At 71.3% G+C, this 26,028-nt stretch carries 20 protein-coding genes and 2 pseudogenes; 8 read left to right on the top strand and 14 right to left on the bottom strand.

Annotation, left to right across the window (positions count from 1 at the left end):
- Positions 1–51: 51 nt before the first annotated feature.
- From ACFV6H_RS09215 to ACFV6H_RS09230, 4 genes are read right to left on the bottom strand one after another with little or no spacing between them, the layout of a single operon-like run.
- Positions 52–735, bottom strand: coding sequence for a response regulator (locus tag ACFV6H_RS09215; RefSeq protein ID WP_384976523.1), 684 nt, complete (start codon positions 733–735; stop codon positions 52–54).
- Complete coding sequence (locus ACFV6H_RS09220; protein ID WP_385540402.1) at positions 732–2,117, bottom strand: sensor histidine kinase; 1,386 nt, start codon at positions 2,115–2,117, stop codon at positions 732–734. Before ACFV6H_RS09220 ends, ACFV6H_RS09215 begins: the two co-directional genes overlap by 4 nt.
- A gap of 40 nt (positions 2,118–2,157) precedes the next feature.
- Positions 2,158–3,456: an acyltransferase gene (locus tag ACFV6H_RS09225; protein WP_385540065.1), complete on the bottom strand. Its 1,299-nt coding sequence runs from the start codon at positions 3,454–3,456 to the stop codon at positions 2,158–2,160.
- Positions 3,449–4,513 (bottom strand): alpha/beta hydrolase, encoded by a 1,065-nt coding sequence (locus ACFV6H_RS09230; protein WP_385540067.1) that lies wholly within the window; start codon positions 4,511–4,513, stop codon positions 3,449–3,451. Before ACFV6H_RS09230 ends, ACFV6H_RS09225 begins: the two co-directional genes overlap by 8 nt.
- A 324-nt stretch (positions 4,514–4,837) precedes the next feature.
- Here ACFV6H_RS09230 and ACFV6H_RS09235 point away from each other — a divergent pair, with 324 nt between their 5' ends.
- Positions 4,838–5,797 carry an SDR family NAD(P)-dependent oxidoreductase gene (locus ACFV6H_RS09235; RefSeq protein WP_385540069.1) on the top strand — a complete coding sequence of 320 codons (960 nt, stop codon included), beginning with the start codon at positions 4,838–4,840 and terminating at the stop codon, positions 5,795–5,797.
- A gap of 84 nt (positions 5,798–5,881) precedes the next feature.
- Here ACFV6H_RS09235 and ACFV6H_RS09240 read toward each other — a convergent pair whose 3' ends face one another.
- Entirely contained in the window at positions 5,882–6,472 is a 591-nt protein-coding gene (locus ACFV6H_RS09240; protein WP_385540071.1) for a helix-turn-helix domain-containing protein, read from the bottom strand.
- Positions 6,473–6,657: 185 nt separating this feature from the next.
- On the opposite strand from ACFV6H_RS09240, the pseudogene ACFV6H_RS09245 reads away from it, so the two are divergent.
- The 3 genes and pseudogenes from ACFV6H_RS09245 to ACFV6H_RS09255 all read left to right on the top strand — a co-directional run bounded on the left by ACFV6H_RS09245 (position 6,658) and on the right by ACFV6H_RS09255 (position 8,756).
- A pseudogene (locus ACFV6H_RS09245) lies at positions 6,658–7,726 on the top strand (NAD(P)/FAD-dependent oxidoreductase).
- Positions 7,723–8,451, top strand: a complete 729-nt coding sequence (locus ACFV6H_RS09250; RefSeq protein ID WP_385540073.1) for a class I SAM-dependent methyltransferase — start codon at positions 7,723–7,725, stop codon at positions 8,449–8,451. The pseudogene ACFV6H_RS09245 and the gene ACFV6H_RS09250 overlap by 4 nt, the downstream one beginning before the upstream one ends.
- Before the next feature lie 113 nt (positions 8,452–8,564).
- The gene (locus ACFV6H_RS09255; RefSeq protein ID WP_385540075.1) at positions 8,565–8,756 is read left to right on the top strand and encodes a DUF1059 domain-containing protein; all 192 of its coding nucleotides are present in this window, start codon (positions 8,565–8,567) and stop codon (positions 8,754–8,756) included.
- 93 nt (positions 8,757–8,849) lie between these two features.
- Here ACFV6H_RS09255 and ACFV6H_RS09260 read toward each other — a convergent pair whose 3' ends face one another.
- Positions 8,850–9,617 (bottom strand): VOC family protein, encoded by a 768-nt coding sequence (locus ACFV6H_RS09260; protein ID WP_384976538.1) that lies wholly within the window; start codon positions 9,615–9,617, stop codon positions 8,850–8,852.
- 218 nt (positions 9,618–9,835) lie between these two features.
- Here ACFV6H_RS09260 and recQ point away from each other — a divergent pair, with 218 nt between their 5' ends.
- A complete protein-coding gene (gene recQ, locus ACFV6H_RS09265; RefSeq protein ID WP_385540077.1) occupies positions 9,836–11,740 on the top strand; it encodes a DNA helicase RecQ in 1,905 nt (634 codons plus the stop codon).
- A 128-nt stretch (positions 11,741–11,868) separates the two neighbouring features.
- On the top strand, positions 11,869–12,714 hold the full coding sequence (locus tag ACFV6H_RS09270) for a hypothetical protein (protein ID WP_385540079.1): 846 nt from the start codon (positions 11,869–11,871) through the stop codon (positions 12,712–12,714).
- A gap of 5 nt (positions 12,715–12,719) precedes the next feature.
- Here ACFV6H_RS09270 and ACFV6H_RS09275 read toward each other — a convergent pair whose 3' ends face one another.
- Positions 12,720–13,295 carry a histidine phosphatase family protein gene (locus ACFV6H_RS09275; RefSeq protein WP_385540082.1) on the bottom strand — a complete coding sequence of 192 codons (576 nt, stop codon included), beginning with the start codon at positions 13,293–13,295 and terminating at the stop codon, positions 12,720–12,722.
- Between the two features lie 32 nt (positions 13,296–13,327).
- Complete coding sequence (locus tag ACFV6H_RS09280) at positions 13,328–14,809, bottom strand: PLP-dependent aminotransferase family protein (RefSeq protein WP_385540084.1); 1,482 nt, start codon at positions 14,807–14,809, stop codon at positions 13,328–13,330.
- Here ACFV6H_RS09280 and ACFV6H_RS09285 point away from each other — a divergent pair.
- A complete protein-coding gene (locus ACFV6H_RS09285; RefSeq protein WP_385540086.1) occupies positions 14,808–15,713 on the top strand; it encodes a DMT family transporter in 906 nt (301 codons plus the stop codon). The genes ACFV6H_RS09280 and ACFV6H_RS09285 overlap by 2 nt on opposite strands.
- A 32-nt stretch (positions 15,714–15,745) precedes the next feature.
- Here ACFV6H_RS09285 and ACFV6H_RS09290 read toward each other — a convergent pair whose 3' ends face one another.
- A complete protein-coding gene (locus ACFV6H_RS09290; RefSeq protein WP_385540088.1) occupies positions 15,746–16,993 on the bottom strand; it encodes a glycoside hydrolase family 10 protein in 1,248 nt (415 codons plus the stop codon).
- 201 nt (positions 16,994–17,194) lie between these two features.
- Here ACFV6H_RS09290 and ACFV6H_RS09295 point away from each other — a divergent pair, with 201 nt between their 5' ends.
- Complete coding sequence (locus ACFV6H_RS09295; RefSeq protein ID WP_384777909.1) at positions 17,195–18,055, top strand: 3-hydroxybutyryl-CoA dehydrogenase; 861 nt, start codon at positions 17,195–17,197, stop codon at positions 18,053–18,055.
- A 91-nt stretch (positions 18,056–18,146) separates the two neighbouring features.
- On the opposite strand, the gene ACFV6H_RS09300 is transcribed toward ACFV6H_RS09295, so the two are convergent.
- The 5 genes and pseudogenes from ACFV6H_RS09300 to pheS all read right to left on the bottom strand — a co-directional run bounded on the left by ACFV6H_RS09300 (position 18,147) and on the right by pheS (position 25,907).
- Positions 18,147–18,677 carry an NUDIX hydrolase gene (locus ACFV6H_RS09300; RefSeq protein WP_093604338.1) on the bottom strand — a complete coding sequence of 177 codons (531 nt, stop codon included), beginning with the start codon at positions 18,675–18,677 and terminating at the stop codon, positions 18,147–18,149.
- 86 nt (positions 18,678–18,763) lie between these two features.
- Positions 18,764–20,104, bottom strand: coding sequence for a transcriptional regulator (locus ACFV6H_RS09305; RefSeq protein ID WP_384976550.1), 1,341 nt, complete (start codon positions 20,102–20,104; stop codon positions 18,764–18,766).
- Between the two features lie 757 nt (positions 20,105–20,861).
- Positions 20,862–22,025: pseudogene (locus ACFV6H_RS09310) on the bottom strand (PP2C family protein-serine/threonine phosphatase); the annotation flags it as partial.
- A gap of 217 nt (positions 22,026–22,242) precedes the next feature.
- Positions 22,243–24,771, bottom strand: coding sequence for a phenylalanine--tRNA ligase subunit beta (pheT, locus tag ACFV6H_RS09315; RefSeq protein WP_385540090.1), 2,529 nt, complete (start codon positions 24,769–24,771; stop codon positions 22,243–22,245).
- On the bottom strand, positions 24,771–25,907 hold the full coding sequence (pheS, locus tag ACFV6H_RS09320; protein ID WP_384976553.1) for a phenylalanine--tRNA ligase subunit alpha: 1,137 nt from the start codon (positions 25,905–25,907) through the stop codon (positions 24,771–24,773). Before pheS ends, pheT begins: the two co-directional genes overlap by 1 nt.
- Positions 25,908–26,028 lie beyond the last annotated feature (121 nt).

Here is a 26,028-nt window from a genome sequence, read left to right on the forward strand (position 1 = left end):
CAGATCACCGGGTCGCTCGGACGCGGGCGGTGCCGGAGCCGGCCGGCCCGCTCAGTAACCGGCCGGACGCACCAGCCCCGACTCGTACGCAAAGACCGCGACCTGCGTACGGTCGCGCAGGCCCAGTTTGACCAGGATCCGGCCCACATGGGTCTTCACCGTCTGCTCCGCCACCACCAGGGACGCGGCGATCTCCGCGTTGGACAGGCCCTGTGCGATCAGGGACAGCACCTCGGTCTCACGCTCCGTCAGATCACCGACGCGGTCCTTGAGCGGCGCCCGGGGCGCGGCGCTCATACGTGAGAACTCGGCGATCAGCCGCTTGGTGATGTTCGGGGCGAGCAGGGCGTCGCCGGCCGCCACCACCCGTACCGCCTGCGCCAGTTCGGCGGCCGACGCGTCCTTCAGCAGAAAGCCGGACGCGCCCGCGCGCAGCGCCTCGTACACATACTCGTCGAGATCGAAGGTGGTCAGGACGAGCACCTTGACGGTCGCGCCGGCCGGGCCGGTGATACGGCGCGTCGCCTCGATACCGCCGATTCCGGGCATCCGTATGTCCATCAGCACCACGTCGGGAGTGAGGTCGGCGACCTTGGCGACGGCGTCGAGGCCGTCCACGGCCTGGCCGACGACCTCGATGCCGGGCTCTGCGTTGAGCAGCACGGTGAGGCCCTGGCGGACCATCATCTGATCGTCGGCGATCAGGACGCGGATGGCCGTCCTCGTCGTGGTCATACGGTGTCCTCGGTGTTGTCGGTGTTGTCGGTGCACTCAACAGCTTCGACAGGCCCGACAGGACCGACAGGCCCGGTCGGCGGGCTTGTGGGCAGCATCGCGGTCACTTCCCAGCCGCCCTCGGGCGTGGCCCCGGTCACCAGTTCGCCGCCCAGCATCGCGGTGCGCTCGCGCATACCGAGCAGACCGTGGCCGACCGGACCGTGGCCGGCTCCCGGTACGGGAGAAGGCGAAGGCCGAGCCGTGCGGCCGGGCGCGGTGTTCGTGATCCGGACCGTGATCCCCGACGTGTGATACCCGGTCTCCACCCGTACCTCCGCTCCCGGTGCGTGCCGCATCACATTGCTGAGCGCCTCCTGCACGATACGGAACGCCGACAGCCCGACGCCCGGCGGCAGCGGACGCGGTTCGCCGACCGTACGCGCCGTGACGGCGACTCCGGCGCCGCGCACATTGCCGACCAGCTCGTCCAGCCGGTCGAGGCTGGGCTGCGGCGCGTGCCGCGCGCCCTCGGCGAGGGCGTCCTCGGAGCGCAGTACGCCGAGCACCCGGCGCAGCTCGGTGAGCGCCTCGACCGCGTTCTCGCGGATGCCCGCGAGATTCTCCCGCAGCTCCTCGGACGGGTTCTCGGCCAGATGCGGGGCCGCCTGGGCCTGGATGGAGATCACCGACATATGGTGGGCGACCACATCGTGCAGCTCGCGCGCGATCCGGTTGCGCTCCTCCAGGAGGGTGCGCCGGGCCCGTTCCTCGGCGGTGATCTCCTCCTGTACGACCAGTTCCGTACGGGCCACCTGACGGCCGCGCAGCGCGGCTCCGACCACCACGGCGATCACCAGGACCGCGGTCACGGAGCCGGTGCCCAGGGGCCCGGGCGCGAGCGCGCCGCAGAGCACGACCGACAGCACACTGATCACCAGCACCTCGGCGGCGATCCGAGGGCGGGCCCGCAGCGCGACCAGGAACACGGCCAGGACCTGGACGGCGAATCCGCTGTCGATCCAGGACATCGAGGTGCTGTCGACGGGCTGCGCGAGCGACGCGACCACGACCATGGCGATCGTCGAGGCCCACCAGGCCAGCACCGGCAGGAACGGCGCGGTGACCAGCGACGCCGACTGGATCACCGCGAGCAGGATGCCGATGGGCACACCGATCCGGAAGTCGAAGGCGTACTGATTCGTGTTGAACAGGAGCAGGAGCGGCGTGAGCACCACGAGCGGCGACACGAGCGCGGGCCGCCACTCCAGCCAGCGGGACCGTCCTACGCTCGGTGGCGGAACGGCGGCCGTCGTCCACAGGTCCGCGCGCAGTGCGCGCGCCGCCGCCCGCGCGGTCCGCGCGGTCCGCGCCGGCCGCTGCCGCGTGTACCACCTCTTCACATTCACAGAAATCCCCGCTGGACTCGTCACGCGATTCAGCCTAAGCACGCCGTACCTCCGTCTCCGGGGCGGGACGCCCGTCGCCCATGACCTGACCGCCCATGACCTGACCGTTCACGACCCGACGGTTCACGTTCTGGCCACTCACGATCCGGGCCCGTGGGCTCCGCTGCGGCTCGGGCGCCCGCCGCCTCCCCTGCTCGTACGTACGGAACGCCGCCCAGCACACCAGCAGCGCCAGCGCGAACACCGGCAGCCAGCAGAGCCGGGCGAGCACCCAGCCGGTTCCGTCCGGCACGGTGTGCAGACCGGGCAGGGCGCCGCCCGCCCACAGACCGAGGGCGGTGACCGCGATCATCGCGGTCTGGTGCCAGAGGAAGACCGTCATCGCGGACAGATTCAGCAGCGCCACCGACGCCCAGGCCCTGGGCCGTACCAGCCACCGGCGCAGCGGGCCGAGCAGCAGAAGGGCCGCTCCGCACTGGGCCAGACCGAAGGTGACGGCCGCCAGGGTCGGCGGGTCGAGATTGGAGATCGCGGCGCCCGGCACACCGACCATGGACGCCGGATAGCCGGCGAACAGGACCAGTACGGCCGTGGCGGTGGCGCCACCGACCAGCAGCGTCCACCCCGTCGTCCGTCCCGGCATACCGCGCCGTGCCCACAGCGCGCCGAGGCAGTACGGCACGAGCCAGCCGGCGGCCACATTGAGCCAGCCCAGGCCGCCGAGCCACTCCGGCCAGTCCAGGCGGCCGGAGCCGCCGGAACCGCCGGATCCGGCCGGGCCGAACCGGAACAGGTCGACGTACAGCACGACGGCGAGCGGCCACAGCGGATGCAACCGCGCGACCAGCGGCGTCGCCGCGGTCAGGGCCGCGAAGACCAGCAGAAACCAGAGCGGCGAGAGAATCAGCCGGTAGAGCGTCTGTACGGTCTCGAAGCCGGTGCCCGAGGCCAGCATCGCGCCCGTCGCCACCGCCCACACCACCAGCACGGCGGCGACCGGCCTGAACAGCCGTACCATCCGGGTGCCGAGCCACTTCCCGTATGTCGTGCCCCGGGCGCGGGCCGACGCGTAACTCTTCGCGCCCACCTGCCCGCCGACCAGGAAGAAGACGGCGAGAGTCTGGAACACCCAGGATATCGGCGCCAGTTGGGGCATGTACCGGAGCGGGCTGCTGCCGTGTACGGTGCCGCTGTCGGCGACGAGGGCGGTCACCAGCCAGTGACCGAGCACCACGCCGAGGATGGCGAAGGCACGCAGCGCGTCGACGGCACGGTCGCGGTCGGGCGGAGTGGCGGCGTCGATCCGCCGGACGAGAGGCCCTAGGTCACGCATGACGGCCGTCCTCGGGCGGGAGTTGGCCGACGGGCCCGGGAGGAGTACGGCCGGTGGGTGTCTCTCCCGAGACGATCCGGGCGAGGTTCCGCAGCGATACGGAACCGGGCCTCAGATAGTCGCTGTGCCCGCCCGCTCCCGCGTCAAAAATCCGCGCGCCGAACTCCTTCGACAGCGGATCGGTCCCGAATCCCAGGGTGGTGAAGGGCAGTTGGAGCCGTGCATGCGGTACGCCGGCGATCCAGTCGTCGGCGCCACGGCCCGCCCAGACGGCGGCCGTGGTGCGCAGATCTCCGACGCTGTCGACACCGGTGCCGGGACTGCCATACAGGACGATGCCGTGCAGGGCGATGCCGACCGCCCGCAGGCCCGGGGCGGCCAGCGCGCAGACCGCCGAACCGTACGAGTGACAGAGCAGCGTGGTCCGGGCGGTGGGCCTGGCCACGCTCAACTCACCCAGGAAGTCGCGGAGTTGCGGCACCGCGTCATGAGCGCGTCCTGGCGTCAGGGCCTCCGGGCTCACCGTGCCGGGCGTCTTGTAGCCGAGCCAGGCGATGACGGCGGCTCCGTCGCCCAACTCCCTTTGCAGCACCATGGCTCCGGTGCGGAAGCGCTCGTAGTGGTCCAGGCCGGTGTCCGAACCGGGCACCAGCACGGCGATCCGCTCGGCGTCCGCCAGATCGCCGAAGACCTCGGCGGTGCGTCCGCCGTCGCGGCCGTCGAAGGAGAGGAAGTGGCGTCCGGCGTCCGCCATGGTGTGCAGCGAGGCGGCCCGTCTTCGGTCGCCGTGACGGGCGGCCATCCGTTCGGCCGCGCGGATACCGGTGCGGTTGGCGGCGTACCGTGAGTCGAGAGCGGCGCCGAGGACGGCGGGTGCCGCCGCCGTCAACGGCGCGAGACGGACCGGGACCGGCGCCGGAACGTCCGCCGGACGGGCCGCACCGGACACCGGCACCGCCACCGACGCGGTGACGAGCGCGGCGAGCAGGGCGCGGCGTGGGCGGCTGCCGAGGAGGCGGTGGCTGCGCGGACGACTGCTGCGCGGACGGGACGCCATAGGTGGTGGTCCTTCCGTACCGGATGTTCTTCGTACTTCCGGTACGGACGGTATGGAGCGCGCCCTGTGGTCGGCGTCCCGCCGAGGAACTCACCTGGCACGTAGCTCTGAGGTACTACGGGTGCTCTGAAGTACTACGGGCAAGGCTGGCGCCCGGCAGGCTCCGGGCGGCGCGTGGAAGAGCGTCGGCTCGAAGGCGTCAGCTCGAAGGGGGGTCTGCCGGACCCCTGGCAGAGCCGGGCCCCTTTGGCACCCGACGGAGGCACTCGGCCGGTGTTGGCTTGAGGAGTACCACCCAGGAACACCGCGCAGGAAGGCAATCCCATGACGGAGCCGACACGCATCACCACTCCCTTCGACGCCCGGTCCACCGCCGCAGAAGTGGTGGCCGGTATCGATCTCACCGGCCGCCGCGCCATCGTGACCGGCGCCGCCTCCGGTATCGGTGTGGAGACCGCACGGGCGCTCGCCGGCGCGGGCGCGGAAGTGACACTGGCGGTACGGGACACCGCGGCCGGTGACGAGGTCGCCGAGGACATCAGGGCGACCACCGGCAACAAGAAGGTCCAGGTCGCGCCGCTCGATCTCGGCGACCAGGGCTCCGTCGAGGCGTTCATCGCCGCGTGGGACGGCCCGCTCCATGTCCTCGTCAACAACGCGGGCGTGATGACGCCTCCCGAGACGCGGACACCGGAGGGCTGGGAGCTCCAGTTCGCCACCAACCATCTCGGCCACTTCGCGCTCACCACCGGTCTGCACTCCGCGCTGGTGGCGGCCGGCCGGGCCCGGGTCGTGGCGCTCAGCTCGGTGGGACATGTCGGGAGCCCGCTGGACTTCGACGACATCGACTTCGTCACGCGCCCGTACGATCCCGGGACCGCCTATGCCCAGTCCAAGACGGCCAACGCTCTCTTCGCGGTCGAGGCGAACCGGCGCTGGGCCGGCGACGGCATCACCGTCAACGCGGTGCATCCCGGCGCCATCCTGTCGAATCTGACGCGGCACATGGACCAGGAGCAGCTCGCCGGTGCGATCGCGAGCGGCACGTATGTCTTCAAGACGCCCGAGCAGGGTGCGGCCACGTCCGTGCTGGTCGCGACCTCGCCACAGCTCGAAGGCGTGGGCGGCCGGTACTTCGAGGACTGCGGCGAGGCCCGCCGCCACGTCCCGGGCGGCCCGCGCGAAGGCGTCGCCGACCACGCGCTCGACGCGGACGCGGCCGTCCGTCTGTGGCAGGTGTCCCTCGACAGGATCGCCGAGTCGAAGCGCCTCCGGACCGCGTGACCGCCGCTTGACCTGATGCGCCCGTAACCCTGATGCGTCCGTCCGGCGCCGTCCTGCGGGTTACCGACGTCCTACGGAGGCGGGTTACCGGCCTTTGGGGCGGGCGCGTACATGCATCCGTTCGCCCTGCTGTCCGAACAGGCTGAGGAATTCGACCGGTTCCGGGCCCGCGCAGGCGAAGACGTGCGGAGTGCGGGTGTCGAACTCGGCGGCTTCTCCGGCGGTGAGTACGAGGTCGTGCTCGCCGAGCCACAGCCGCAGTCGGCCGGCCAGGACGTAGAGCCACTCGTATCCCTCGTGCACCCGCTGCTCCAGATCCGCGCAGCCGCCCTTGCGAGGTGGCATGACCAGCTTGTACGCCTGGAGCCCGCCGAGATGGCGGGTCAGCGGTACGAAGGTCATGCCGTCGCGGCTGAAGGGACGCGGGTGGATACGCGGGTCGCCCGTCGACGGCGCGCCCACCAGTTCGTCCAGAGGTACGCCGTACGCCTTCGCCAGCGGCAGCAGCAGTTCCAGGGTGGGCTTGCGCTGCCCGGACTCCAGGCGCGACAGCGTGCTGAGGGAGATCCCGGTCGACTCGCTGAGCTCGGCCAGTGTGGTGCCCTGGTCCCGGCGCAGGGCCCGCAGGCGCGGGCCCACGGCGGTCAGGACGGTGGAGAGGTCGTCGTCTGCCATTCCTCCATTTGCTGTCTTGGCAACAAGGTTTGTCAAACGACGTACCCTGGGCGGAGTGTCTCCAGCGGACGGAGGTACGTCATATGAATCAACAAACACGGCATACCGCCACGGGTGTCAGCCAGGACCGTGAACGGCGCCGGGACAACCGGGACAGCGGGGACGGCCGGGACCGCTGGGACGTCGTGGTCGTCGGCGGCGGAGCGGCCGGACTGAGCGGCGCGCTGACGCTGGCGCGGGCACGCCGCTCGGTGCTGGTGATCGACGCGGGCCTGCCACGCAACGCGCCCGCGTCCCATGTCCACACCTATCTGGCGCGTGAAGGGACACCGCCCTCGCAGCTGCTGGCCACCGGCCGCGAGGAGGTGACCGGTTACGGCGGCGAGATCGCCGAGGGCAGCGCGGTGGCGGCCGAGCGGCCGGCGGACGGCGGTTTCCGCGTCGCGCCGGCGGACGGTTCGACGGTCACGGCGCGCAGGCTGCTGGTGACCACCGGTCTGGTGGACGAGCTGCCTCCGGTGCCGGGCCTGGCCGAGCGGTGGGGGCCGCGAGGTGCTGCACTGCCCGTACTGCCACGGCTGGGAGGTACGCGACCAGCCGATCGGCGTTCTGGCCACCGGGCCGATGGCGGTCCACCAGGCACTGCTGTGGCGGCAGTGGAGCGAGGACGTGACCTTGTTCCGGCACACCGCGCCCGAGTTCGAGGACGAGGAGTACGAGCGGCTGGCCGCGCGCGGTGTCGCCGTGGTGGACGGAGAGGTCTCCGGGCTGGAGATCACCGACGGCCGGCTGACCGGTGTGATCCTGGCCGGAGGCCGAGTGTTCTCCCGCCGGGCCCTGGCCGTCGCCGCGCGTTTCACCGCCCGCGCCGACTTCCTCACCGGCCTGGGCCTCGAAGCCACGGAGCAGGAGATGGGCGGACAGACGATCGGCAGCCGTATCGTCTCCGGTCCGTCCGGGACGACGGAGGTACCGGGCGTCTGGGTGGCCGGCAATGTCACCGAACTGACCGAGACGGTCATCGGCTCGGCCGCCGCGGGCGTACGCGCCGCCGCGGCGATCAACGCCGATCTCATCGCCGAGGAGACCCGCGAGGCCGTCGCCGCCCGTCGCGACTCCGCTCCCTTCTCCGCGCGGCTGGAGCGCGAGACCTGCGAGCGCGTACCAGGCCCTGTCTGGCGGCAGCCGACACGGCCTGTGAGCCGGCGCGGCACCACCCCGGAAACCGGCACAGCATTGACGAAAGAGGTATGACAGCGATGACCGACCACCACTCCCACTCCCACTCGCACTCCGCCTCGGACGCGAAGCCCACGGCCCATGAGAAGCCTCTGTCGCCCGATGATTTCGCCTCGTACGAGGAGTACTGGGACGACCGTTACGGTCAGAGCGACCGGATCTGGAGCGGGCGGCCCAACATCATCCTGGTCCGCGAGATCACGGGAGTGAACCCGGGCCGGGCCCTGGACCTCGGGTGCGGCGAGGGCGCCGACGCGGTCTGGCTCGCGCGGCAGGGATGGCAGGTCACCGGCACCGACGTCTCCGGCGTCGCCCTCGGCCGCGCGGCCGAACACGCGGAGGCGGAAGGTGTCGCCGACCGGATCGACTGGCAGCGGCACGACCTCGGAGTGTCCTTCCCCGAGGGCGGTTTCGACCTTGTCTCGGCCCAATTCCTGCACTCCTACGGCGATATGCCGCGCGAGAAGATCCTGCGGACCGCCGCGTCGGCCGTCGCGCCCGGCGGGACACTGCTGATCGTCGGACACGGAGGCTTCGCTCCCTGGGAGGAGAACCCGCACCCAGAAGTCCACTTCCCCACGCCCGAGGAGGTCCTCGAATCCCTCGGCCTGGCGGAGGGTGAGTGGGAGGTGCAGATCTGTGAGGAGCACGAGCGGCAGCAGAACGGTCCCGACGGACAGCCGGGCCACCGTACGGACAACACCCTCAAGGTCCGACGCCTGACCGGATCCGGCGGCTGACCGGCTCCGGCGCCTGACGGGACGCGCGGCCGACCAGGCGTCCCGTACAGGTCCCGTATGGCGACGGGCGGACGCGCGGGCGGACACTGGAGTGAGGAGCGAGGAGGTGCGTCATGCGCAAGGTAGCCGACTGCCGGGATTTCCCGAGCGAGACGAAGTGCACTCTCGCGATCTCCGGTGAGGAGGACGAGGTGGTCCGCGCGGCGAGCGAACACGCGGCGTCCGTACACGGCCACACGGACAGCCCGGAGCTGCGGGACCAGATCCGCTCCATGCTGAAGGACGAGGTGCCACAGCACGCCTGAGCCCCAGGTCACCTGAGGCCCAGGTCAACAGATCGGCGGACTCCGCCCGGCACCGCCGGGCGGAGTCCCTGTGCCACCGGCCCAGCGCTACCGCTACCGCTCCTGAGGCCTCGCGCCCACCTCGAAGCTGTTGCCGAACGGATCGGTGATGTTCGCCATCCGCGCATAGGGCATGTCCGAGGGAGCGCCCGCGGTGCCTCCGGCCGCAATGGCCCGCGCCACCGCCGCATCGGTGTCGGCCACCTCGAAAACCGTCTTCCAGACGGACGGCTCTCCCTGCGCCACGCCCAGGATCCCGCCGACCTCATGCCCGTCCGGCCGGCGCAGGAAGGTGAAGTCCGCGTCCGGGAGATCGTCGTTGCCGTCCAGGGTGAAGTCGAAGACCGCCGGATAGAACGCGCGCGCCGGGCCCGGGTCCGGAGTGGTCAGATCGTTCCGTACGAGACTGCCCGGCTCGTTCACGATCTCGCAGCCGAGGCGCTCACGTCCCTGCCACAGCCCGAACTCGGCGCCGACCGGATCCACCACCAGGGCCCCACGGCCCCGGTCCCCGACATCCTGCGGGCTCTCGGCGAGCGTGCCGCCGGCCGCGATGACACGCTTCGCGGTGTCGTCGCAGTCGTCGGTGGCGATATATACGCGCCAGTGTCCGGAGCCGCTCTCCTCCGCTGTCGGCCTCAGTCCCGCCACCGGGCGTCCGCGCAGCAGACACAGCGTGTACCGGCCCGCCTCCGCCGCTCCCGCCTCGAACTCCCAGCCGAACAAGGCCCCGTAGAACTCCGCCGCGCGCCGCATGTCGTGGACGCCGAGTTCGATCCAGGTCGGGGTGCCTGTCGGCTGATTGCTGGTCACATAACTCATGGGATTCTCCTGCCTCGCCGGGCCCGTCCGGCTCGCCGTGCGCACCGGTCCTGTCCGTGCGCACCGGCCCTGGCCCTTCGGCCCGTTCTGTTCGACAGGTCCGACGCTAGATCGCATACAGGTCAGACCATGTCCTAGATGGCGACCCGCGGATCATGGACCGACCGGTCCGAGCGATCTCGTCGAGCGATGTCGTACAGGGCTCATAGAATCGGCGGATGAGCACTCCCGATTCCGGTCCGCGTGCCGAGACGAGCCCAGAGGCAAGCCCAGAGACGGGCCCGGTGCTCCGTCCCGAGACGGGCAGCGAGGCGCTGCGCGTGCTCCACCGCGTCTTCGGATACGACTCCTTCCGCGGCAGCCAGCAGGAGATCATCGACCATGTGGTGGCCGGCGGCGACGCCCTCGTCCTGATGCCGACCGGCGGCGGCAAGTCGCTCTGCTACCAGATCCCGGCTCTGGTACGGAAGGGCGTCGGAGTCGTCGTATCGCCGCTCATCGCGCTCATGCAGGACCAGGTCGACGCGCTGAGGGCCCTCGGTGTCAGGGCCGGGTTCCTCAACTCGACACAGGATCTGGACGAACGGCGCCTGGTGGAGGCGGAGTTCCTCGCCGGTGAGCTGGATCTGCTCTATCTCGCGCCGGAGCGGCTGCGGGTGGAGTCGACCGTACGGCTGCTGGAGCGCGGCACGATCTCCCTGTTCGCCATCGACGAGGCGCACTGTGTCGCGCAGTGGGGCCATGACTTCCGGCCCGACTATCTGGCCCTGTCGGCGCTGCACGAACGGTGGCCCGACGTTCCTCGTATCGCGCTCACCGCGACCGCCACCGAGGCCACCCACGCGGAGATCGCCTCCCGGCTCAAGCTCCAGGACGCACGGCACTTCGTCGCGAGCTTCGACCGGCCCAACATCCAGTACCGCATCGCGCCGAAGAACGATCCGAAGCGGCAGCTCCTCCAGCTTCTGCGCGCCGAGCACGCCGGAGACGCGGGGATCATCTACTGCCTCTCCCGGGCGTCCGTGGAGAAGACCGCCGAGTTCCTGGTGAAGAACGGGATCGAGGCGCTGCCGTACCACGCGGGGCTCGACGCCCGTACGAGGGCCGCGAACCAGGCGCGCTTCCTGCGGGAGGACGGGATGGTCATGGTCGCGACCATCGCGTTCGGGATGGGGATCGACAAGCCGGACGTACGGTTCGTCGCCCATCTCGATCTCCCGAAGTCTGTCGAGGGCTACTACCAGGAAACCGGACGTGCCGGGCGCGACGGGCAGCCGTCGACGGCCTGGCTGGCGTACGGGCTCCAGGATGTCGTCCAGCAGCGGAAGATGATCGACACCTCCGAGGGTGACGACGCGCACCGGCGGCGGCTGGGCGCCCATGTCGACGCGATGCTCGCGCTCTGCGAGACGGTGGAGTGCCGCCGCGTCCAACTGCTCGCGTACTTCGGCGAGAAGAGCGGCGTCTGCGGCAACTGCGATACGTGTCTGACGCCCGCCGAGTCATGGGACGGTACGGTCCCGGCGCAGAAGCTGCTGTCGACCGTGGTCAGGCTGAAGCGCGAGCGCAACCAGAAGTTCGGCGCGGGACAGATCACCGACATTCTGCTCGGCAAGAAAACGGCGAAGGTCATCCAGTTCGATCATGACGCGCTGAGCGTGTTCGGTATCGGTACGGAGCTGCGCGAGGCGGAATGGCGCAGCGTGGCACGGCAGTTGCTGGCGCAGGGGCTCATCGCGGTCGAGGGCGACTACGGAACGCTGGTCCTCACGGAGGAGAGCGCCGAGGTGCTGGGTGGACGGCGGCCCGTGGTGCTGCGGCGCGAGCCCGAGAAGACGGCGGCCCGGCCCGCGCGCGCGGAGAAGACGGCCAAAAGCCGTGCGGTGCCGGTGGATCTGCCGGAGGAGGCGGTGCCGGTGTTCGAGTCGCTGCGCGCCTGGCGGGCCGCGACGGCGAAGGAGCAGGGCGTGCCCGCGTATGTCGTCTTCCATGACGCGACGCTGCGCGAGATCGCGGTGCTGGCGCCGTCGACGCTGGCGGAGCTGGGCACGGTGAACGGAGTGGGCGAGAACAAGCTGGCGAAGTACGGCGAGCAGATCCTGGAGACGCTGGGCACGGCGTGACGGGCTGACGGGTGACCTGCCACGGGCTGACGGGCTGACGGGCTGACGGGCTGACGGGCTGACGGGCTGACGGGCTGACGGGCAGGAACGACATCGGAGGCGTCCGCGCACGGGCGAGAATGGTCGGCATGCCTCATCGCAAGGTTCTCTGGATCGGCGGTCCGCCCGGCGCGGGCAAGACGACCGTGGCCCGGCTGCTCGCCCGCCGCCACGGACTGCGCTGGTACAACGCCGACGCCCACACCTGGGAGCACCGCGACCGCGCCATCGCCGCGGGCCATCCGCAGGCGATCCGGTGGGAGGCGCTGTCACGCGAGGAACGCTGGTCCGCGCCCGAGGCGGAGCTGCTCGCCATGTCCCTGCACCACGAGCGGGGCCGGATGATCCTGGACGATCTCCACGCGCTGCCCGCCGCGCCGCTGATCATCGCCGAGGGCACGCCCATCACGCCGTCGGTCGTGGGCGCGGGCGGCCGGGCCGTATGGCTGCTGCCCTCGGCCGAGGTCCAGCGGACCAGGCTGACCGAGCGCGATCTCCCACCGGGCCCGCTCACGCTCTACCGGTCGCTGGTCGGCGAGATCGGCGCGCAGGTGGCGGAGTACGGAGCCCGGAAGCTCGTCGTCGACGGACACGACAGCGTGACGGAGACGGCCGGGGCGGTCGAGAAGCTCTTCGCCGAGGCCCTGGCCGCGGGCCCTGTGGCGGTGACGGCGCGCGAACGCGGAGGGCTGCTGCGGTACGCCAACCGCGCCACGGTCCGTCAGTACGAGGCGTTCTTCGCGCGCCCGTGGTCGCACGGCGACACCAGGACGACCGTCCTCCCGTTCGCCTGTGAATGCGGTCGGCCGGACTGCGAGGCGGACGTCGAACTCTCCGTGGCCGACTTCCCACCGCCGCCCGACGATGCCCTGTCCCCACCACTCCTCGCCCCGGGCCACCGCCTCTCACCGGCCTCGTCGGCCGGGCCGGCATGAGCGCGCTAGGCGCCCGAGCCGATCTGGAGGTGCCAGCGACCGGGCATACCGGTCAGGGTGATGGTCGACAGCGGACGTACATCGACATACCAGTACGTACGGGGCGGGGCCTTCAGCGCGTACACCAGCGCCGCCCGTACCACCGCCGGTTCCGCCACCGCGACGATCGCGGCGATGTCCTCGGCCGGGCGGGTGTCCAGCCAGCCGCCTATCCGCGAGATGAAGGCCAGCAGAGGTTCGCCGCCGTGCGGCGCGGCCCGTGGATCGGCGATCCACGCGTCGACGGCGGCCGGCTCGCGGGACATCACCTCGGACAGGGTGAAGCCGCGCCAGCGGCCCATGTCGCAGTCGCGCAGCGCGGGCTGGGCGAGCGGCGCGAAGCCCAGCGCGTCACCGGTGGCGCGGCTGCGCGGCGTCGGTGAGCAGTAGCGGAGATCGGCGGCGGCCAGCGGGATCAGGGTGTGGGCGGCGAGCTGCATCTCGTACCATCCGACCTGGTCGAGCGGCCGGTCGTCGTCGAAGCGCTCGTCGAACACGTCCGAGCTGCGCGCCGCGGCGACCAACGTGACCCGAACACTCATGGCCGTGATCGTGGAGCCGAATGTCCCGCAGGTCAAGAGGCTCCCCGCAGTGGTGGGCCCGGTGTCCTGGGGCCGGGCGGGACGAGTGCCTCGTCGCAGGCCGTACGGAGCCTCCGTACGCCCTCGGTGAGCTCGGCCGGGCCCGCCACCGCCGCGAAGCTCAACCGGAGCTGCGCGGCGGGAGGTTCAGCGCTGAAGTACGGGCGGCCCGGTGCGACCGCGACTCCCGCGCGCAGCGCGGCGGAGACGACCGCCTGCTCGTCGGTGCCGTCGGGAAGCCGGAGCCAGAGGTGATAACCGCCGGACGGAATGTGCGGCAGGGCCAGCTCGGGCAGCTCGCTCAGGAGCGCCGCCGTGAGCGTGTCCCTGCGGATCCGCAGCGCCGAGGAGACGGAGCGCAGATGGCGGTTCCAGGCGGCGGAGCCGACCAGTTCCAGCGCGGCCTCCTGGAGCGGGCGCGGTACGAAGAAGGTGTCCACGACATGGATGGCGCGCAGCCGCTCCAGAACCGGGCCGCGCGCCACGAGCGCGCCGACGCGCAGGCTCGGCGAGGTCGCCTTGGTGAGCGAGCAGACATGGACGACCACACCGTCCGGATCGTCGGCGGCGAGCGGCCTGGGCAGCGGGCCTGCGTCCTCGTGCACCAGCCGCCGTACGAAGTCGTCCTCGATGACGAAGGCCCCGGCCTCCCGGGCGATCCGCAGCACCTCGGGACGGCGCGCCGGGGATAGCACGGCGCCGGTGGGATTCTGGAAGAGCGGCTGGCAGACGAAGAGCCGGGAGCCGGTGGCCCGGAAGGCGGCGGCGAGCAGCTCGGGCCGTACACCGTCGGGATCCACCGGCACCGGCACCGGCCGCAGCCCGGCGGCGCGCGCGATCGCCAGCATCCCCGGATAGGTGGGCGATTCGACCAGCACGGGCGCGCCGGGCGGCGCGAGCGCCCGTAGCGCGGTGGTCAGCGCGCTCTGGCCGCCCGCCGTGACCAGGACCTCCGCCGCCGTGACCGGATCGCCGATCCCACGGGCGAACCACTCGCGCAGCTCGGGCAGACCGTCGGTGGGCGGTCTGCCCCAGGCGCCGGGCCGCCGGCCCGCCCGTGCCAGCGCCGCGGCCATCGCCTGCTCCGGCTGGAGGGAGGGATGCAGATAGCCGCCGTTGAACTCGATGACACCGGGCGGCGGCGCGGCCAGCGTGACCAGGACTCCGGAGGCGTCGACGGCGCGCGGTACGAGGTCGGCGGCGGCATCGGCGCTGAGGGCGACCTCCTGCCAGGAGGTGTCACCACGGGCCGGAGCGCCGGCCCGCGCGGGCGCGCGGAAGGCACCGGCGCCGGGACGGGTGACGACGAGTCCCTCGGCGGCGAGCCGGGCGAGGGCACGGGAGACGGTCACCGGAGAGACACGGTAACGGTCGACCAGCGCTCTGCTGGACGGCAGCTTTCCACCGGGTGAGTAGCGGTTCAGCTCCTGCCGCAGCGAATCCGCCAGTCCTGACACACTGCTACGCTCATGCATGACAGTACAGGATAGCGCTACTCCACACACATCGATAGCGGTCGGCGGCGGCACTCTGCTCGCCGCGCTGGGCGTCGTCGCCTTCTCGCTCACCTTCCCGTCCACCGTGTGGGGCCTGGAGAGTTTCGGTCCCTGGTCGCTCGTCGCCCTGCGCAGCACGCTCGCCGCGCTGATCGCGGGCGGCTTTCTGCTGACGTTGCGCGTGCCGGTTCCCGAGCGCCGGCACTGGGCAGGGCTCGCGGTGGTCGGCGGCGGAGTCGTGGTGGGCTTTCCGCTGCTGACGACACTGGCACTGGAGACGTCCACCACCTCGCACGCGGCCGTCGTGGTCGGGCTGCTGCCGCTGACGACGGCCGCGTTCGCGGCGGTACGTACCGTACGCACGGGCCGGCGCCCGTCCCGTACCTTCTGGCTGGCCGCGCTCGCCGGCGCGGCCGTGGTGATCACCTTCGCGGTCCAGCAGAGCGGCGGAGCGCTGTCAGCGGCTGACTTGTATCTGTTCGGCGCGCTGCTGGTGTGCGCGGCGGGCTATACCGAGGGCGGCAGACTGGCCCGGGAGATGCCCGGCTGGCAGGTGATCGGCTGGGCGCTGATCGGCTGTCTGCCACTGTCGGTGGCGGGCTCGGCGGCGGCCCTCGCCGTCGAGCCGGCGCGCTGGACGGCCCATGGCGCGATCGGGCTCGTCTGGGTGGCGGCGGGCTCGACCTTCTTCGGTCTGTACGTCTGGTACCGGGGCATGGCGTCGATCGGTATCGCGAAGGCCAGCCAGCTCCAGCTCGCCCAGCCCGTGCTGACGCTGGTCTGGTCGGTGCTCCTGCTCGGTGAGCGCCTCACGCCCGCGGCGCCGGTGGCAGCCGTGGCGGTGCTGGTCTGTATCGCGGTCACGCAGCGATCGGCCACCTGACCACAGCCTCCACCACTTCCCGGCAGTCCCCGTCACTTCCCGGCGCGCCCGCCGTAGTGGTCCGCCGCCACCCGGGTCATCGCGCCGATCGGATCGGCGCCGACCTCCTTCGCCGAGAAGAAGCAGTGCCCGCGCACCTCCGCGAACTCCTTGGCCAGGGTGAGATGGCGGGACAGTTCGGCCGGGTCCTGCCAGGCGGTCGGCTGCGCCGGGTCACCCGCCTTGTAGAGGGCCTCGCCGATGTGGAGGGCCACACCCGTCCCCCGTACGACACCGTCCCACCAGCGCAGCAGCTTCGCGTAGTCGGCGGCGGGGAAGCCGAGGTTCCAGTAGAGCTGCGGGACGATGTCGTCGATCCAGCCCTCCTTGACCCACTTGCGGGTGTCGGCGTGCAGATCGTCATAGGTCTGCACGCCGGCCGTGGTGTCGGAGCCGAGCGGATCGGTGGCCGCGTTGCGCCACACCCCGAAGGGACTGATACCGAAACGTACGTCCCTCTTGGTCCTGTTCGTCCGGTTGATCTTCTTGATCCGCGCGGCGGTCTCCCGTACCAGCCGGTCGGTGTTGTCCCGCCGCCAGGCCGCCTTGTCCGGGAAGCCCGCTCCGTAGCGCGCGTACGCCTCGTCGTCCGCGAAGACCTGCCCGGCGACCGGGTACGGATAGAAGTAGTCGTCCCAGTGCACGGCGTCGACGGCGTACCGCTCGACGGCATCGAGCATGGCGTCCTGCACAAAGCGCCGGACCTCGGGCAGCCCCGGGTTGTAGTAGAGCTTCCCGCCGTACGGCAGGATCCACTCGGGGTGGACACGGGCCGGATGGCTCGCGGTCAGCCGCGCGGGATCGGTGTGGTTCGCGACGCGGTACGGATTGAACCAGGCGTGCAGCTCCAGACCGCGTGCGTGCGCCTCGCGCACCGCCGTGCCCAGCGGATCCCAGCCGGGATCGCGGCCCTGCACACCGGTGAGGTACTGCGCCCAGGGCTCGTACGGCGAGGGCCACAGCGCGTCCGCCGTGGGCCGGACCTGGAAGACGACCGTATTCAGCCCGCGCGCCATGGCCGTGTCCAGATGCGCGATCAGCTCGGCCCGCTGCCGCTCCGCCGTCAGCCCGGGCGCCGAGGGCCAGTCGCGGTTGGCGACCGTCGCCAGCCACATCCCGCGGAACTCCCGGCGCGGGGCATGGTGCCGGGGCGTCCGCGCGGCGGCGTCGCCCGCCGCCAGCAGCGCCGCTGCCACTCCCGCCGCGCCCACGACCAGCCCTCGTCTGCCGATGTGTGCCATGCGCCGCCCCGTCCTCCGGTCCGCTGCCGGGCGGCCCGCCGGTGATCGCCGGACGGGCCGCTGCTTCCGCTGAGCATGCCCGCCCCGGCCGGTCGTCCGCACCCTCCCGCGGAGTAACGTCCTGTCCCGAGGCGGGCGCCGGAATCACACGGGGGACCTGCCGGGACACGGACCAGTGAAAGGCACGATGTGACCGACATCCTGACCGATATCGCCCGCGTCGGAGTGGTGGGCTGCGGCCAGATGGGCGCAGGAATCGCCGAGGTCGTCGCCCGTAGCGGCCTGGAGGTGAAGGTCGCCGAGACCACCGGCGAGGCGCTGGAGATCGGCCGTACCCGTCTGCACAACTCCCTGTCGAAGGCCGCCGAACGCGGCAAGATCAGCGAGCGCGAGCGTGACGCGGCGCTCGGCAGGCTCAGCTTCACCACCGATCTCGGTGAGTTCGCCGACCGCGATCTCGTCATCGAGGCCGTGGTGGAGAACGAGAAGGTCAAGACCGAGATCTTCCAGGTACTCGACCAGGTGGTGCGGCGCCCCGACGCGATCCTCGCCTCCAACACCTCGTCCATCCCGCTGGTCAAGCTGGCGGTCGCGACCTCACGTCCCGACCAGGTCATCGGTATCCACTTCTTCAATCCGGCGCCGGTGCAGCGGCTGGTCGAGCTGATTCCCGCGCTGACGACCTCCGAGGAGACGATCAAGCGGGCCGAGGCCATCGTCCAGGGAGTGCTGGACAAGCACGCGATCCGCGCCCAGGACCGCTCGGGCTTTGTGGTGAACGCGCTGCTCATCCCGTATCTGCTCTCGGCGATCCGGATGTTCGAGTCGGGCATCGCGAGCCGCGAGGACATCGACAACGGGATGGAGCTCGGCTGCGCCCATCCGATGGGCCCGCTCAAGCTCTCCGATCTGATCGGTCTGGACACCGTGGCCTCCGTCGCCGATTCGATGTACGCGGAGTTCAAGGAACCGCTGTACGCGGCGCCGCCGCTGCTCCAGCGGATGGTGGACGCGGGCCGGCTCGGCCGTAAGACCGGCGCGGGCTTCTACCCGTACTCCTGACTCGTACGTCTGACCCGTTGACCCGTACTCCTGATCGCCGGAAGCGGACCGACCGGGCGGATCAGGAGTACGCGAGGCAGGGCGGCAGAACTCAGCCCAGCCGTATGTGATGGAGCATCAGCAGCCCGGCCGTCATACCGGCGGCCGGGATCTCACCGCGCGCGATCATGTCCGGCACCAGCTTGAGCGGGATCCACTCGCGGCGCGAGGACTCGAAGTCGTCCTCGGGATGGCCGATGTATGTGGCCTCCTCCGCCCAGTAGAGATGGTGCCGGGCATCGGTCAGGCCGTTGGACGGCTCGACCGTGAGGAGATGGCGCAGCGGTCCGGGCCGCCATCCGGTCTCCTCCTCCATCTCCCTGGCCGCGGCGGCCTCGATGGACTCGCCGTCCTCGACCACGCCCGCGGCCAGCTCCCAGCCCCAGCTGTCGGTGATGAAACGGTGCCGCCAGAGCATCAGCACCTCATTGGCGGAGTTCACCGCGGTCGCCACGGCGACCGGGCGCAGCCGGATCAGGAAGTGGTCGAGACGACGGCCGTCAGGGAGCTTGACGTCGGCCAGATTGACCTGGAACCAGCGGTTCTCATACACAGTTTGTTCGCTAAGTTTCGTCCACTGCATGTTTCTGCCACCTTCCGACAAGTTGATGGCAATATCGCAGCAGCGGCTCTTGTACACGGTGGCTCAGAGGGGGCTCACAGAGGGGCTCACAGGGGAACGCGCAGCGCTCCCTCGATCAGTTCGGCCGTCGCTTCCGCGTCGGTGGATCCGCTGGCCACCAACTGCGCACGTACGGCGCGCAGCCGGTCCCGCAGCCGCTGGGACTCCATTCCCCGCGCCCGCTCGGCCATTTCCCGAGCCGTTCCGGCGGCCCGGTCCGCCTCGCCCTGCCGTAGCTCGATATGGCTGAGCATGGCGAGCCGGTGCACCCTGCCCCGATCGTGCGCCGGGGTGTCCACGGCCGCCGCCGCGTGCGCCCGCGCGGCGGCCAGATCTCCGAGGCTGAGCAGGGCCTCCGCCACTTGTACGTTCACCAGGCCCGGCTGGACGTATCCGGTCTCCTCCGGCTCATGCCCGGGTCTGATGCGCTCCGCCTCCGTCTCGGCGCGTCCGATGCAGCCCAGCGCACCGCTGCCGTCGCCGAGATGGGCGTACGACTTGGCCTGCATCGCATAGAGATCGGCGGCGAGCGCGGGAGTGATCTGACGGCCCGCCGTTCGCAGCGCGGCCTCGGCGAAGGCGACGGCCTGGCGGTACTCACCCATGTGCAGCGACTGGTTGACCAGCAGCGCGATCACATAGGCGCCGAGTCCGCGGTCGCCGCTGGCCTTGGCCAGCCGCAGCGCCTGGTGGAAGTAGCGCTGGGCGAGTCCATGGGCGTCGGAGTCGTACGCGCAGATACCGGCCACCGCGACCAGTCCGCCGGTGGCACGGTGGAGCTGACGGCCCAGCGAGTCGCTGTATCCGCCGCGCAGCAGCGGAGCGGTCTCGGAGTTGAGGAAGCGGACGATCCGGGCACGGGTGGCGACTCCGCCCGCCCTCCGGTACATCAGCTCGTAGTGCTCCCTGGCCGAGCGCAGCAACTCGATGTCGGCGGGACCGACCTTCGTACGGCCGGGGCGCGAGACATCGGCGTCCTCCGGCGGATTCTCCCACTCCCAGACGGGGATCACGGCGGGCGTGCCGGTGACGGCGGGGGCGTCCACTATGTGCGGCCGGCGCTGCTCGTCGGAGCGCCAGAGCGCGGTGGCCCGCTCCACGAAGCCGGAGAGCGGAGTGACGCCGGGCACGGGCGACTCGCCCAGCACGCCGAGCCCGACGTCGTCCAAGGTGAGCGAGCGGCGCAGCCGGTCGCCCAGCACACCGCAGATCAGATCGGGCACCTGGCCGCGTGGCCGCTGGCCCTTCAACCACCGTGCCACCGCCGTGTGTTCGTACCGCAGGGCGAGACCTCTCAGCCGGCCCGCCTCATTGACCCGGGCGGCGAGTCCGGCGTGGGAGATACCCGCCTCGTCGAGCAGGGAATCGAGCAGGGTGTTGGGCTGCATAAGCCTCTCCGGTGGTTCGGCCGGTGTGGATCTTCTGGACTTCCAAGCCCTTTCGGGACTTCGACGACAAGCCCAGCACCTCTCGGCGAGGGGCCCAGCGTAGTGCGAATCGCACGGGGTGTGAACGTAATGCCCGTATCCGTACCTTGTGCGCTCTGCCGCCGGGCGCCCGGGGCCGGTTGACTGAATCGCCTCACAAAGAGGCGGCCGGGCCACCGACTCCCCCTCGTCCTGTGCGGTGGCCCGCAACCGCGCCGTCTGCCCTGCCGACCTGCCCGACACTCCGCGGCGGGGCAGGCGGCGCCGGCCGCACCAGTCATGTCGCCCACTACCGACGGAAGGATGTCGTGCGTGCCCCGGTCGCGGTCATTCCCGGCCGGGGACGTGGGCGTTGCTCGGGTGTGTGCGGATCCGGGAGCCGCTGCTCCGGCGCACGCATATCCGGTGGATACATCTCCGGCGGCTGCTCGGCCGCCCGCTTGGAACCGCCTAAGGGCCGGATATCCGGGAGTTGACTCCCCGATGGGGGTTGACTCTCCGGTGGGAGTTGACTCTCCGATGGCTGGTCGGCCGAGGGAGCCGATACAGGCGAGGGAGCCGATACGGGAGGGTCCCCAGGCGGCCGGTCGTCCGACGTACGGTCATCCGGCGGCGCGCTGCCCGGCGGCTGTAACTCCTCGCCGCCACCGGGATCCGGTCTCTGGTCCTGCGTCGGCACAGGCAAAGGCACAGCTACAGGCACCGGCACCGGCGCGCGGTCGTTGCGTACGACGAGCAGCGCCATGTCGTCGTTGACACGCCCGCCGGTGTGCCGCAGCAGCGCTCGGTGCACCTGTCGCACCACTTCCGTGGGCGAGAGCGGCACACCGGAGACTCCCTCCGCGGCCTCGGTCAGCGCTTCTTCCAGAGCGAAAAACCTTCCGGCCGAGTCCCGCGCGTCCTGGGCGCCGTCGGTGTGCAGGAAGAGCGACTCACCGGGCAGCAGCGGCCCGCACCGTTGGAGCGGAAGATCGGCGGGCAGCGGGAACGGGCCGAGCGGTGGCAGAGGCTCGGCGCTCGCGACAGGCGCGGCGCCCCGGCCCAGCCGATAGGGCCAGGGATGGCCGCAGTTGAGAGCCCGTACCTCCGCGTCGTGCCCAATCTCCAGCAGCAGTACGGTGACGAACTCCTCCGCCGACAGACCGTCCGGATCCGGATCGTCGTAGGCCCAGGATTCCCGGCCACCGGATCCGGAGCCACCGGATCCACCGCCACCGGATGCCCGGCCGTCGGATCTCCCGCCGCCCGGCCCGCGACCGCCCGGCCCGCGGCCACCGGATCCGGAGCCGTCGGGTCCACCGCCCTCCGCCCTGGCGGCCCGCTGTCCCGACTGCTCCCTCAGATGGCGCTGAAGCGCCCGGTCGAGTCTTCGCAGCACACCGTCGAGTCCCGGCTCGTCATGGGCGGCCTCCCGGAAGCTGCCCAGCACCGCCGCCACGGCGCCGATGGCGGGCAGTCCATGGCCGCGTACATCGCCGATGATCACGCGGACGCCGTACCCGGTGGCCACCGCCTCGTACAGATCGCCACCGACATCGGCGCCCCGGGACGCGGAGAGCTGTCGCGCGTAGAACGCCAGCCCGTCGAGGCGCGCGGGAAGCGGCCGGAGCAGCACCGCCTGTGTGGCGCGCGCCACCGCACGGACCTCGCTCAGCACCTTCAGTCCGCGCCGCCGCACCCGGTTGAGCAGATACGCCACGACCAGCAGAAAGGCCACACAGGTCACGATGCGCGGGATCAGGTGGTCGTGAGTGCTGGGCGGGCAGGTCAGCTCCCAGGTGATCACCAGGGCGAGCACACCGCCCGGGATCGCGCACTCGACGACACCCCAGGGGGCCGGTGCGTCCTCGGACGCGTCCTCTTCTGCCCTGGTCCGATTCATCCGTCGGCCCCCTTCGGCCGCCCGGCCGCTAAGCCGATGGGCGTACGTCGACCGTAGTGGCCGGATCGATTGTGTCGATCACGCATGTGCGTTGGCGAACCCGCCCCGGACTTCTCACCCGAATGAGTGAGGGGCGCTTCCGGAGGTCCGGAGGCGCCCCTCAGGGGACGGCCGTCTGTCCAACGACGGCGTATGACCAGGTGTTACGCGTTGGCGATTACGCGCCGCGAAGAATCGCTCCGGTCCGCTCGGCGGCGAGCGCGACGGCCGCCTCGCGGGCCGCGGTGGCCTCCTCGACGGTCAGTGTGCGGTCCGGCGCGCGGAAGCGCAGGGCGTACGCGAGCGACTTCCGGCCGGATCCGATCTGTTCGCCGGTGAAGACGTCGAACAGCCGCAGGGACTCCAGAAGTTCACCCGCGCCCTCGCGCAGCGCGCGCTCCACCTCGGAGGCGGGCACGTCCTGGGCGACGACCAGCGCCACATCCTGGGTGGCGACCGGGTAGGTGGAGATCCGGGGTGCCTGGAGCGCACCGGTGCCCGCGCGCTCCAGCAGATCGAGATCGATCTCCATGGCGCAGGTGCGCTCCGGCACGCCGAGCGCCTTGACCGCCCTCGGGTGCAGCTCTCCGGCGTGGCCGACGAGCGTCTCCTCGCCGTCCACGGTGGCGAGCAGCGCCGCGCAGCGGCCCGGGTGCCACGGCTCGTGCTGGTCGGCGCGGACGGTCAGCTCGACGCCGGCCTCCCGGGCGACGGTACGGGCCGCCTCGACGGCGTCCGCCCAGTCGGCCGGACGGCCCGTGCCCCACCAGCCGGCCTGTTCGCGCGCTCCGGCCAGCACGACCGCGGCACGGCGCGGCTGGCCGGGCAGCGCGGTGTCGAGCCCGGCCAGTTCCTCGTCGGTCGGGCGCCGGTCGACGGGCAGCCGCACCGGGACGGTCTCCTCGCCGGTGGGCCGGAAGACCAGGCCCGTCTCGAAGAGCGCCAGATCGTGCGAGCCCCGGCCGTCGTTACGGCGCAGCGCCGCGAGCAGCCCGGGCAGCAGCGTGGTGCGCAGCGCCGGCTCCTCGTCGGAGAGCGGGTTGACGAGCTTGACCGTACGGCGGCGGGCGTCGTCGGCGGGCAGTCCGAAGGCGTCGAGGACCGCGTCACCGATGAACGGGTAGCTCAGCGCCTCGACGTATCCGGCGCCGGCAAGGGCCCGGCCGACCCGGCGGTGCAGCCGCTGGCGCTCGGTGAGCCCGCGTCCGGACGGCGGTGTGGGCAGCGTCGAAGGGAGGTTCTCGTATCCCTCCAGCCGGATGACCTCCTCGGCGAGGTCGTTGGGCGCGCCGAGGTCGGGCCGCCAGGACGGGACGGTGACGACGAGCTCGTCCTGCCCGTAGACGTCGCAGCCGATCTCCTGGAGCCGCCGTACGACGGTCTCCCGCCCGTAGGCCACTCCGGCGACGCGGTCGGGATGGTCGGCGGGCATGGCGATGGTGTGCGGCGCGGAGGGCGCGACGATCTCGGTGACACCGGCCCCGGCGGAGCCGCCGGCGAGCAGCACCAGCAGATCGACGGTGCGCTGCGCGGCGGCGGACGCGGCCTCCGGGTCGACACCGCGCTCGAAGCGCTTGGACGCCTCGGAGGCGAGCTTGTGGCGGCGCGCGGTACGGGCGACGGAGATCGCGTCGAAGTGCGCGGCCTCGATGACCACCTCGGTGGTGCCCTGGGCCTCGCCCGTCTCGGGATGGGCGGTGAGATCGGCGATCTCGGTGTTCGCGCCGCCCATCACTCCCGCGATGCCGATGGGCCCGCGGTCGTCGGTGATCACGAGGTCCTGGGCGTCCAGGATCCGCTTGGTGCCGTCGAGCGTGGTGATCTTCTCGCCGGGCCGGGCGCGGCGGACGCCGATCGGTCCTTCCAGCCGGGCCCGGTCGTAGGCGTGCAGCGGCTGGCCCAGCTCCAGCATCACGTAGTTGGTGATGTCGACCGCGAGCGAGATCGGCCGCATTCCGGCCTTCTGGAGCCGGCGGCTCAGCCAGAGCGGGCTGCGGGCCTCGGGATCCAGGCCGGTGACCGTACGGGCGGTGAAGCGGTCGCAGCCCGCCGGGTCGGAGACCGTCACCGGGTGGCCGAAGGAGTTCGGCGCCGGTACGTCGAGCAGCGCCGGATCGCGCAGCGTCAGGCCGTACGCGATGGCGGTCTCGCGGGCGACTCCGCGCATCGAGAGGCAGTAGCCGCGGTCCGGTGTGACGGCGATGTCGAGGACCTCGTCCACCAGCTCCAGCAGCGCGATGGCGTCGGTGCCGACCTCGTGCTCGTCGGGCAGCACGATGATGCCGCCGGAGCCGTCGTCGCCCATGCCCAGCTCGTCGCCGGAGCAGATCATGCCGTGCGAGGTCTTGCCGTACGTCTTGCGCGCGGCGATCGCGAAGTCGCCCGGCAGGACGGCGCCGGGCAGGACCACGACGACCTTGTCGCCCACGGAGAAGTTCCGCGCGCCGCAGACGATCTCCTGTGGCTCGCCGGTGCCGTTGGCGGTGCCGACGTCGACGGTGCAGAAGCGGATGGGCTTCTTGAAGCCCTCCAGCTCCTCGATGGTGAGGACCTTGCCGACGACGAGAGGGCCCTTGAGACCGGCGCCGAGCTGCTCGACGGTCTCGACCTCAAGGCCCGCGGAGACCAGCTTGGCCTGGACGTCGCGGCCGGTCTCCGTCGCCGGCAGGTCGACGTACTCCCGCAGCCAGGAAAGCGGGACGCGCATCAGATCTCCATCCCGAACGGCCGGGTGAACCGGACGTCGCCCTCGACCATGTCTCGCATGTCTTCGACGTTGTGGCGGAACATCAGCATCCGTTCGATACCGAACCCGAAGGCGAATCCGCTGTACTTCTCCGGGTCGACGCCACAGGCGATCAGCACCTTGGGGTTGACCATGCCGCAGCCGCCCAGCTCGATCCAGCCCTCGCTGCCACAGGTGCGGCAGGGCCGGTCCGGATTGCCGACCGAGGCGCCGCGGCACACGTAGCAGACCATGTCCATCTCGGCGGACGGCTCGGTGAACGGGAAGTAGTTCGGGCGGAGCCGGGTCTTCATGTCCGGGCCGAAGAGCGCCTGGACCATATGGTCGAGAGTGCCCTTGAGATCGGCCATGGTCAGGCCCTCGTCGACGGCGAGCAGCTCGATCTGGTGGAAGACCGGGGTGTGGGTGGCGTCCAGCTCGTCGGTGCGGTAGACCCGCCCGGGACAGACGACATACACCGGAGGCTCCCGGTCGAGCAGCGCGCGGGCCTGGACCGGTGAGGTGTGGGTACGGAGCACCACACCGGACTCGTCGGCCGAGCCGCCGTCGGGGACATTCGGCCCCTGGACGAAGAACGTGTCCTGCATCTGGCGAGCGGGATGGTCGGGGACGAAGTTGAGCGCGTCGAAGTTGAACCACTCCGCCTCGGCCTCGGGTCCCTCGGCGACCTCGTATCCCATCGCCACGAAGACATCCGCGACGCGCTCCATGAACGTGGTCAGCGGATGGCGGGCGCCGGCCGGGACACGATCGTACGGCAGCGTGACATCCACCGCCTCCTCGACCAGTACCCGGGCGTCACGCTCCGCCTCCAGCTCGGTCTGCCGGGCGGCGAGGGCCCTGCCGACGGCGGCGCGGGCCTGGCCCACACGCTTGCCCGCCTCGGCCTTGGCCTGCGGCGGCAGCGCGCCGATCTCCCGGTTGGCGAGCGCGAGCGGTGAGGTGCCCGAGGTGTGCGCGGTCTTGGCGTGGGCGAGCGCGTCGAGATCGCCGGCGGCGGCGAAGGCGGCCAGCGCCTCGTCCCGGATGCGCTCGATCTGTTCCGGTTTCAGTGCCTCGACCTCGACTGGGTCGTACGACTTGTTGGGTGCCGACATCTCTTCCCGTACTTCCGATTGGCTGGCGAAACGACCCTGCTCGATCACTGAGGGCACGAAGGTTGCCAAAGGTCGAGTCTAAGGGCCGTACGAAGGTGAAGAAGCCCGCGGGCCGCTCAGG

The organism is Streptomyces sp. NPDC059743 (genome assembly GCF_042732975.1).
Classification (GTDB): domain Bacteria; phylum Actinomycetota; class Actinomycetes; order Streptomycetales; family Streptomycetaceae; genus Streptomyces.

Excerpts from the sequence above, each read along its gene's own strand:
- ACFV6H_RS09235 (WP_385540069.1), top strand. The coding sequence starts at position 4,838 with ATGACGGAGCCGACACGCATCACCACTCCCTTCGACGCCCGGTCCACC.
- ACFV6H_RS09280 (WP_385540084.1), bottom strand. The coding sequence starts at position 14,809 with ATGCATGAGCGTAGCAGTGTGTCAGGACTGGCGGATTCGCTGCGGCAG.
- ACFV6H_RS09225 (WP_385540065.1), bottom strand. The coding sequence starts at position 3,456 with ATGCGTGACCTAGGGCCTCTCGTCCGGCGGATCGACGCCGCCACTCCG.
- ACFV6H_RS09290 (WP_385540088.1), bottom strand. The coding sequence starts at position 16,993 with ATGGCACACATCGGCAGACGAGGGCTGGTCGTGGGCGCGGCGGGAGTG.
- recQ (WP_385540077.1), top strand. The coding sequence starts at position 9,836 with ATGAGCACTCCCGATTCCGGTCCGCGTGCCGAGACGAGCCCAGAGGCA.
- ACFV6H_RS09260 (WP_384976538.1), bottom strand. The coding sequence starts at position 9,617 with ATGAGTTATGTGACCAGCAATCAGCCGACAGGCACCCCGACCTGGATC.
- pheS (WP_384976553.1), bottom strand. The coding sequence starts at position 25,907 with ATGTCGGCACCCAACAAGTCGTACGACCCAGTCGAGGTCGAGGCACTG.
- ACFV6H_RS09240 (WP_385540071.1), bottom strand. The coding sequence starts at position 6,472 with ATGGCAGACGACGACCTCTCCACCGTCCTGACCGCCGTGGGCCCGCGC.
- ACFV6H_RS09300 (WP_093604338.1), bottom strand. The coding sequence starts at position 18,677 with ATGCAGTGGACGAAACTTAGCGAACAAACTGTGTATGAGAACCGCTGG.
- pheT (WP_385540090.1), bottom strand. The coding sequence starts at position 24,771 with ATGCGCGTCCCGCTTTCCTGGCTGCGGGAGTACGTCGACCTGCCGGCG.
- ACFV6H_RS09305 (WP_384976550.1), bottom strand. The coding sequence starts at position 20,104 with ATGCAGCCCAACACCCTGCTCGATTCCCTGCTCGACGAGGCGGGTATC.
- ACFV6H_RS09275 (WP_385540082.1), bottom strand. The coding sequence starts at position 13,295 with ATGAGTGTTCGGGTCACGTTGGTCGCCGCGGCGCGCAGCTCGGACGTG.
- ACFV6H_RS09215 (WP_384976523.1), bottom strand. The coding sequence starts at position 735 with ATGACCACGACGAGGACGGCCATCCGCGTCCTGATCGCCGACGATCAG.
- ACFV6H_RS09270 (WP_385540079.1), top strand. The coding sequence starts at position 11,869 with ATGCCTCATCGCAAGGTTCTCTGGATCGGCGGTCCGCCCGGCGCGGGC.
- ACFV6H_RS09230 (WP_385540067.1), bottom strand. The coding sequence starts at position 4,513 with ATGGCGTCCCGTCCGCGCAGCAGTCGTCCGCGCAGCCACCGCCTCCTC.
- ACFV6H_RS09250 (WP_385540073.1), top strand. The coding sequence starts at position 7,723 with ATGACAGCGATGACCGACCACCACTCCCACTCCCACTCGCACTCCGCC.
- ACFV6H_RS09285 (WP_385540086.1), top strand. The coding sequence starts at position 14,808 with ATGACAGTACAGGATAGCGCTACTCCACACACATCGATAGCGGTCGGC.
- ACFV6H_RS09255 (WP_385540075.1), top strand. The coding sequence starts at position 8,565 with ATGCGCAAGGTAGCCGACTGCCGGGATTTCCCGAGCGAGACGAAGTGC.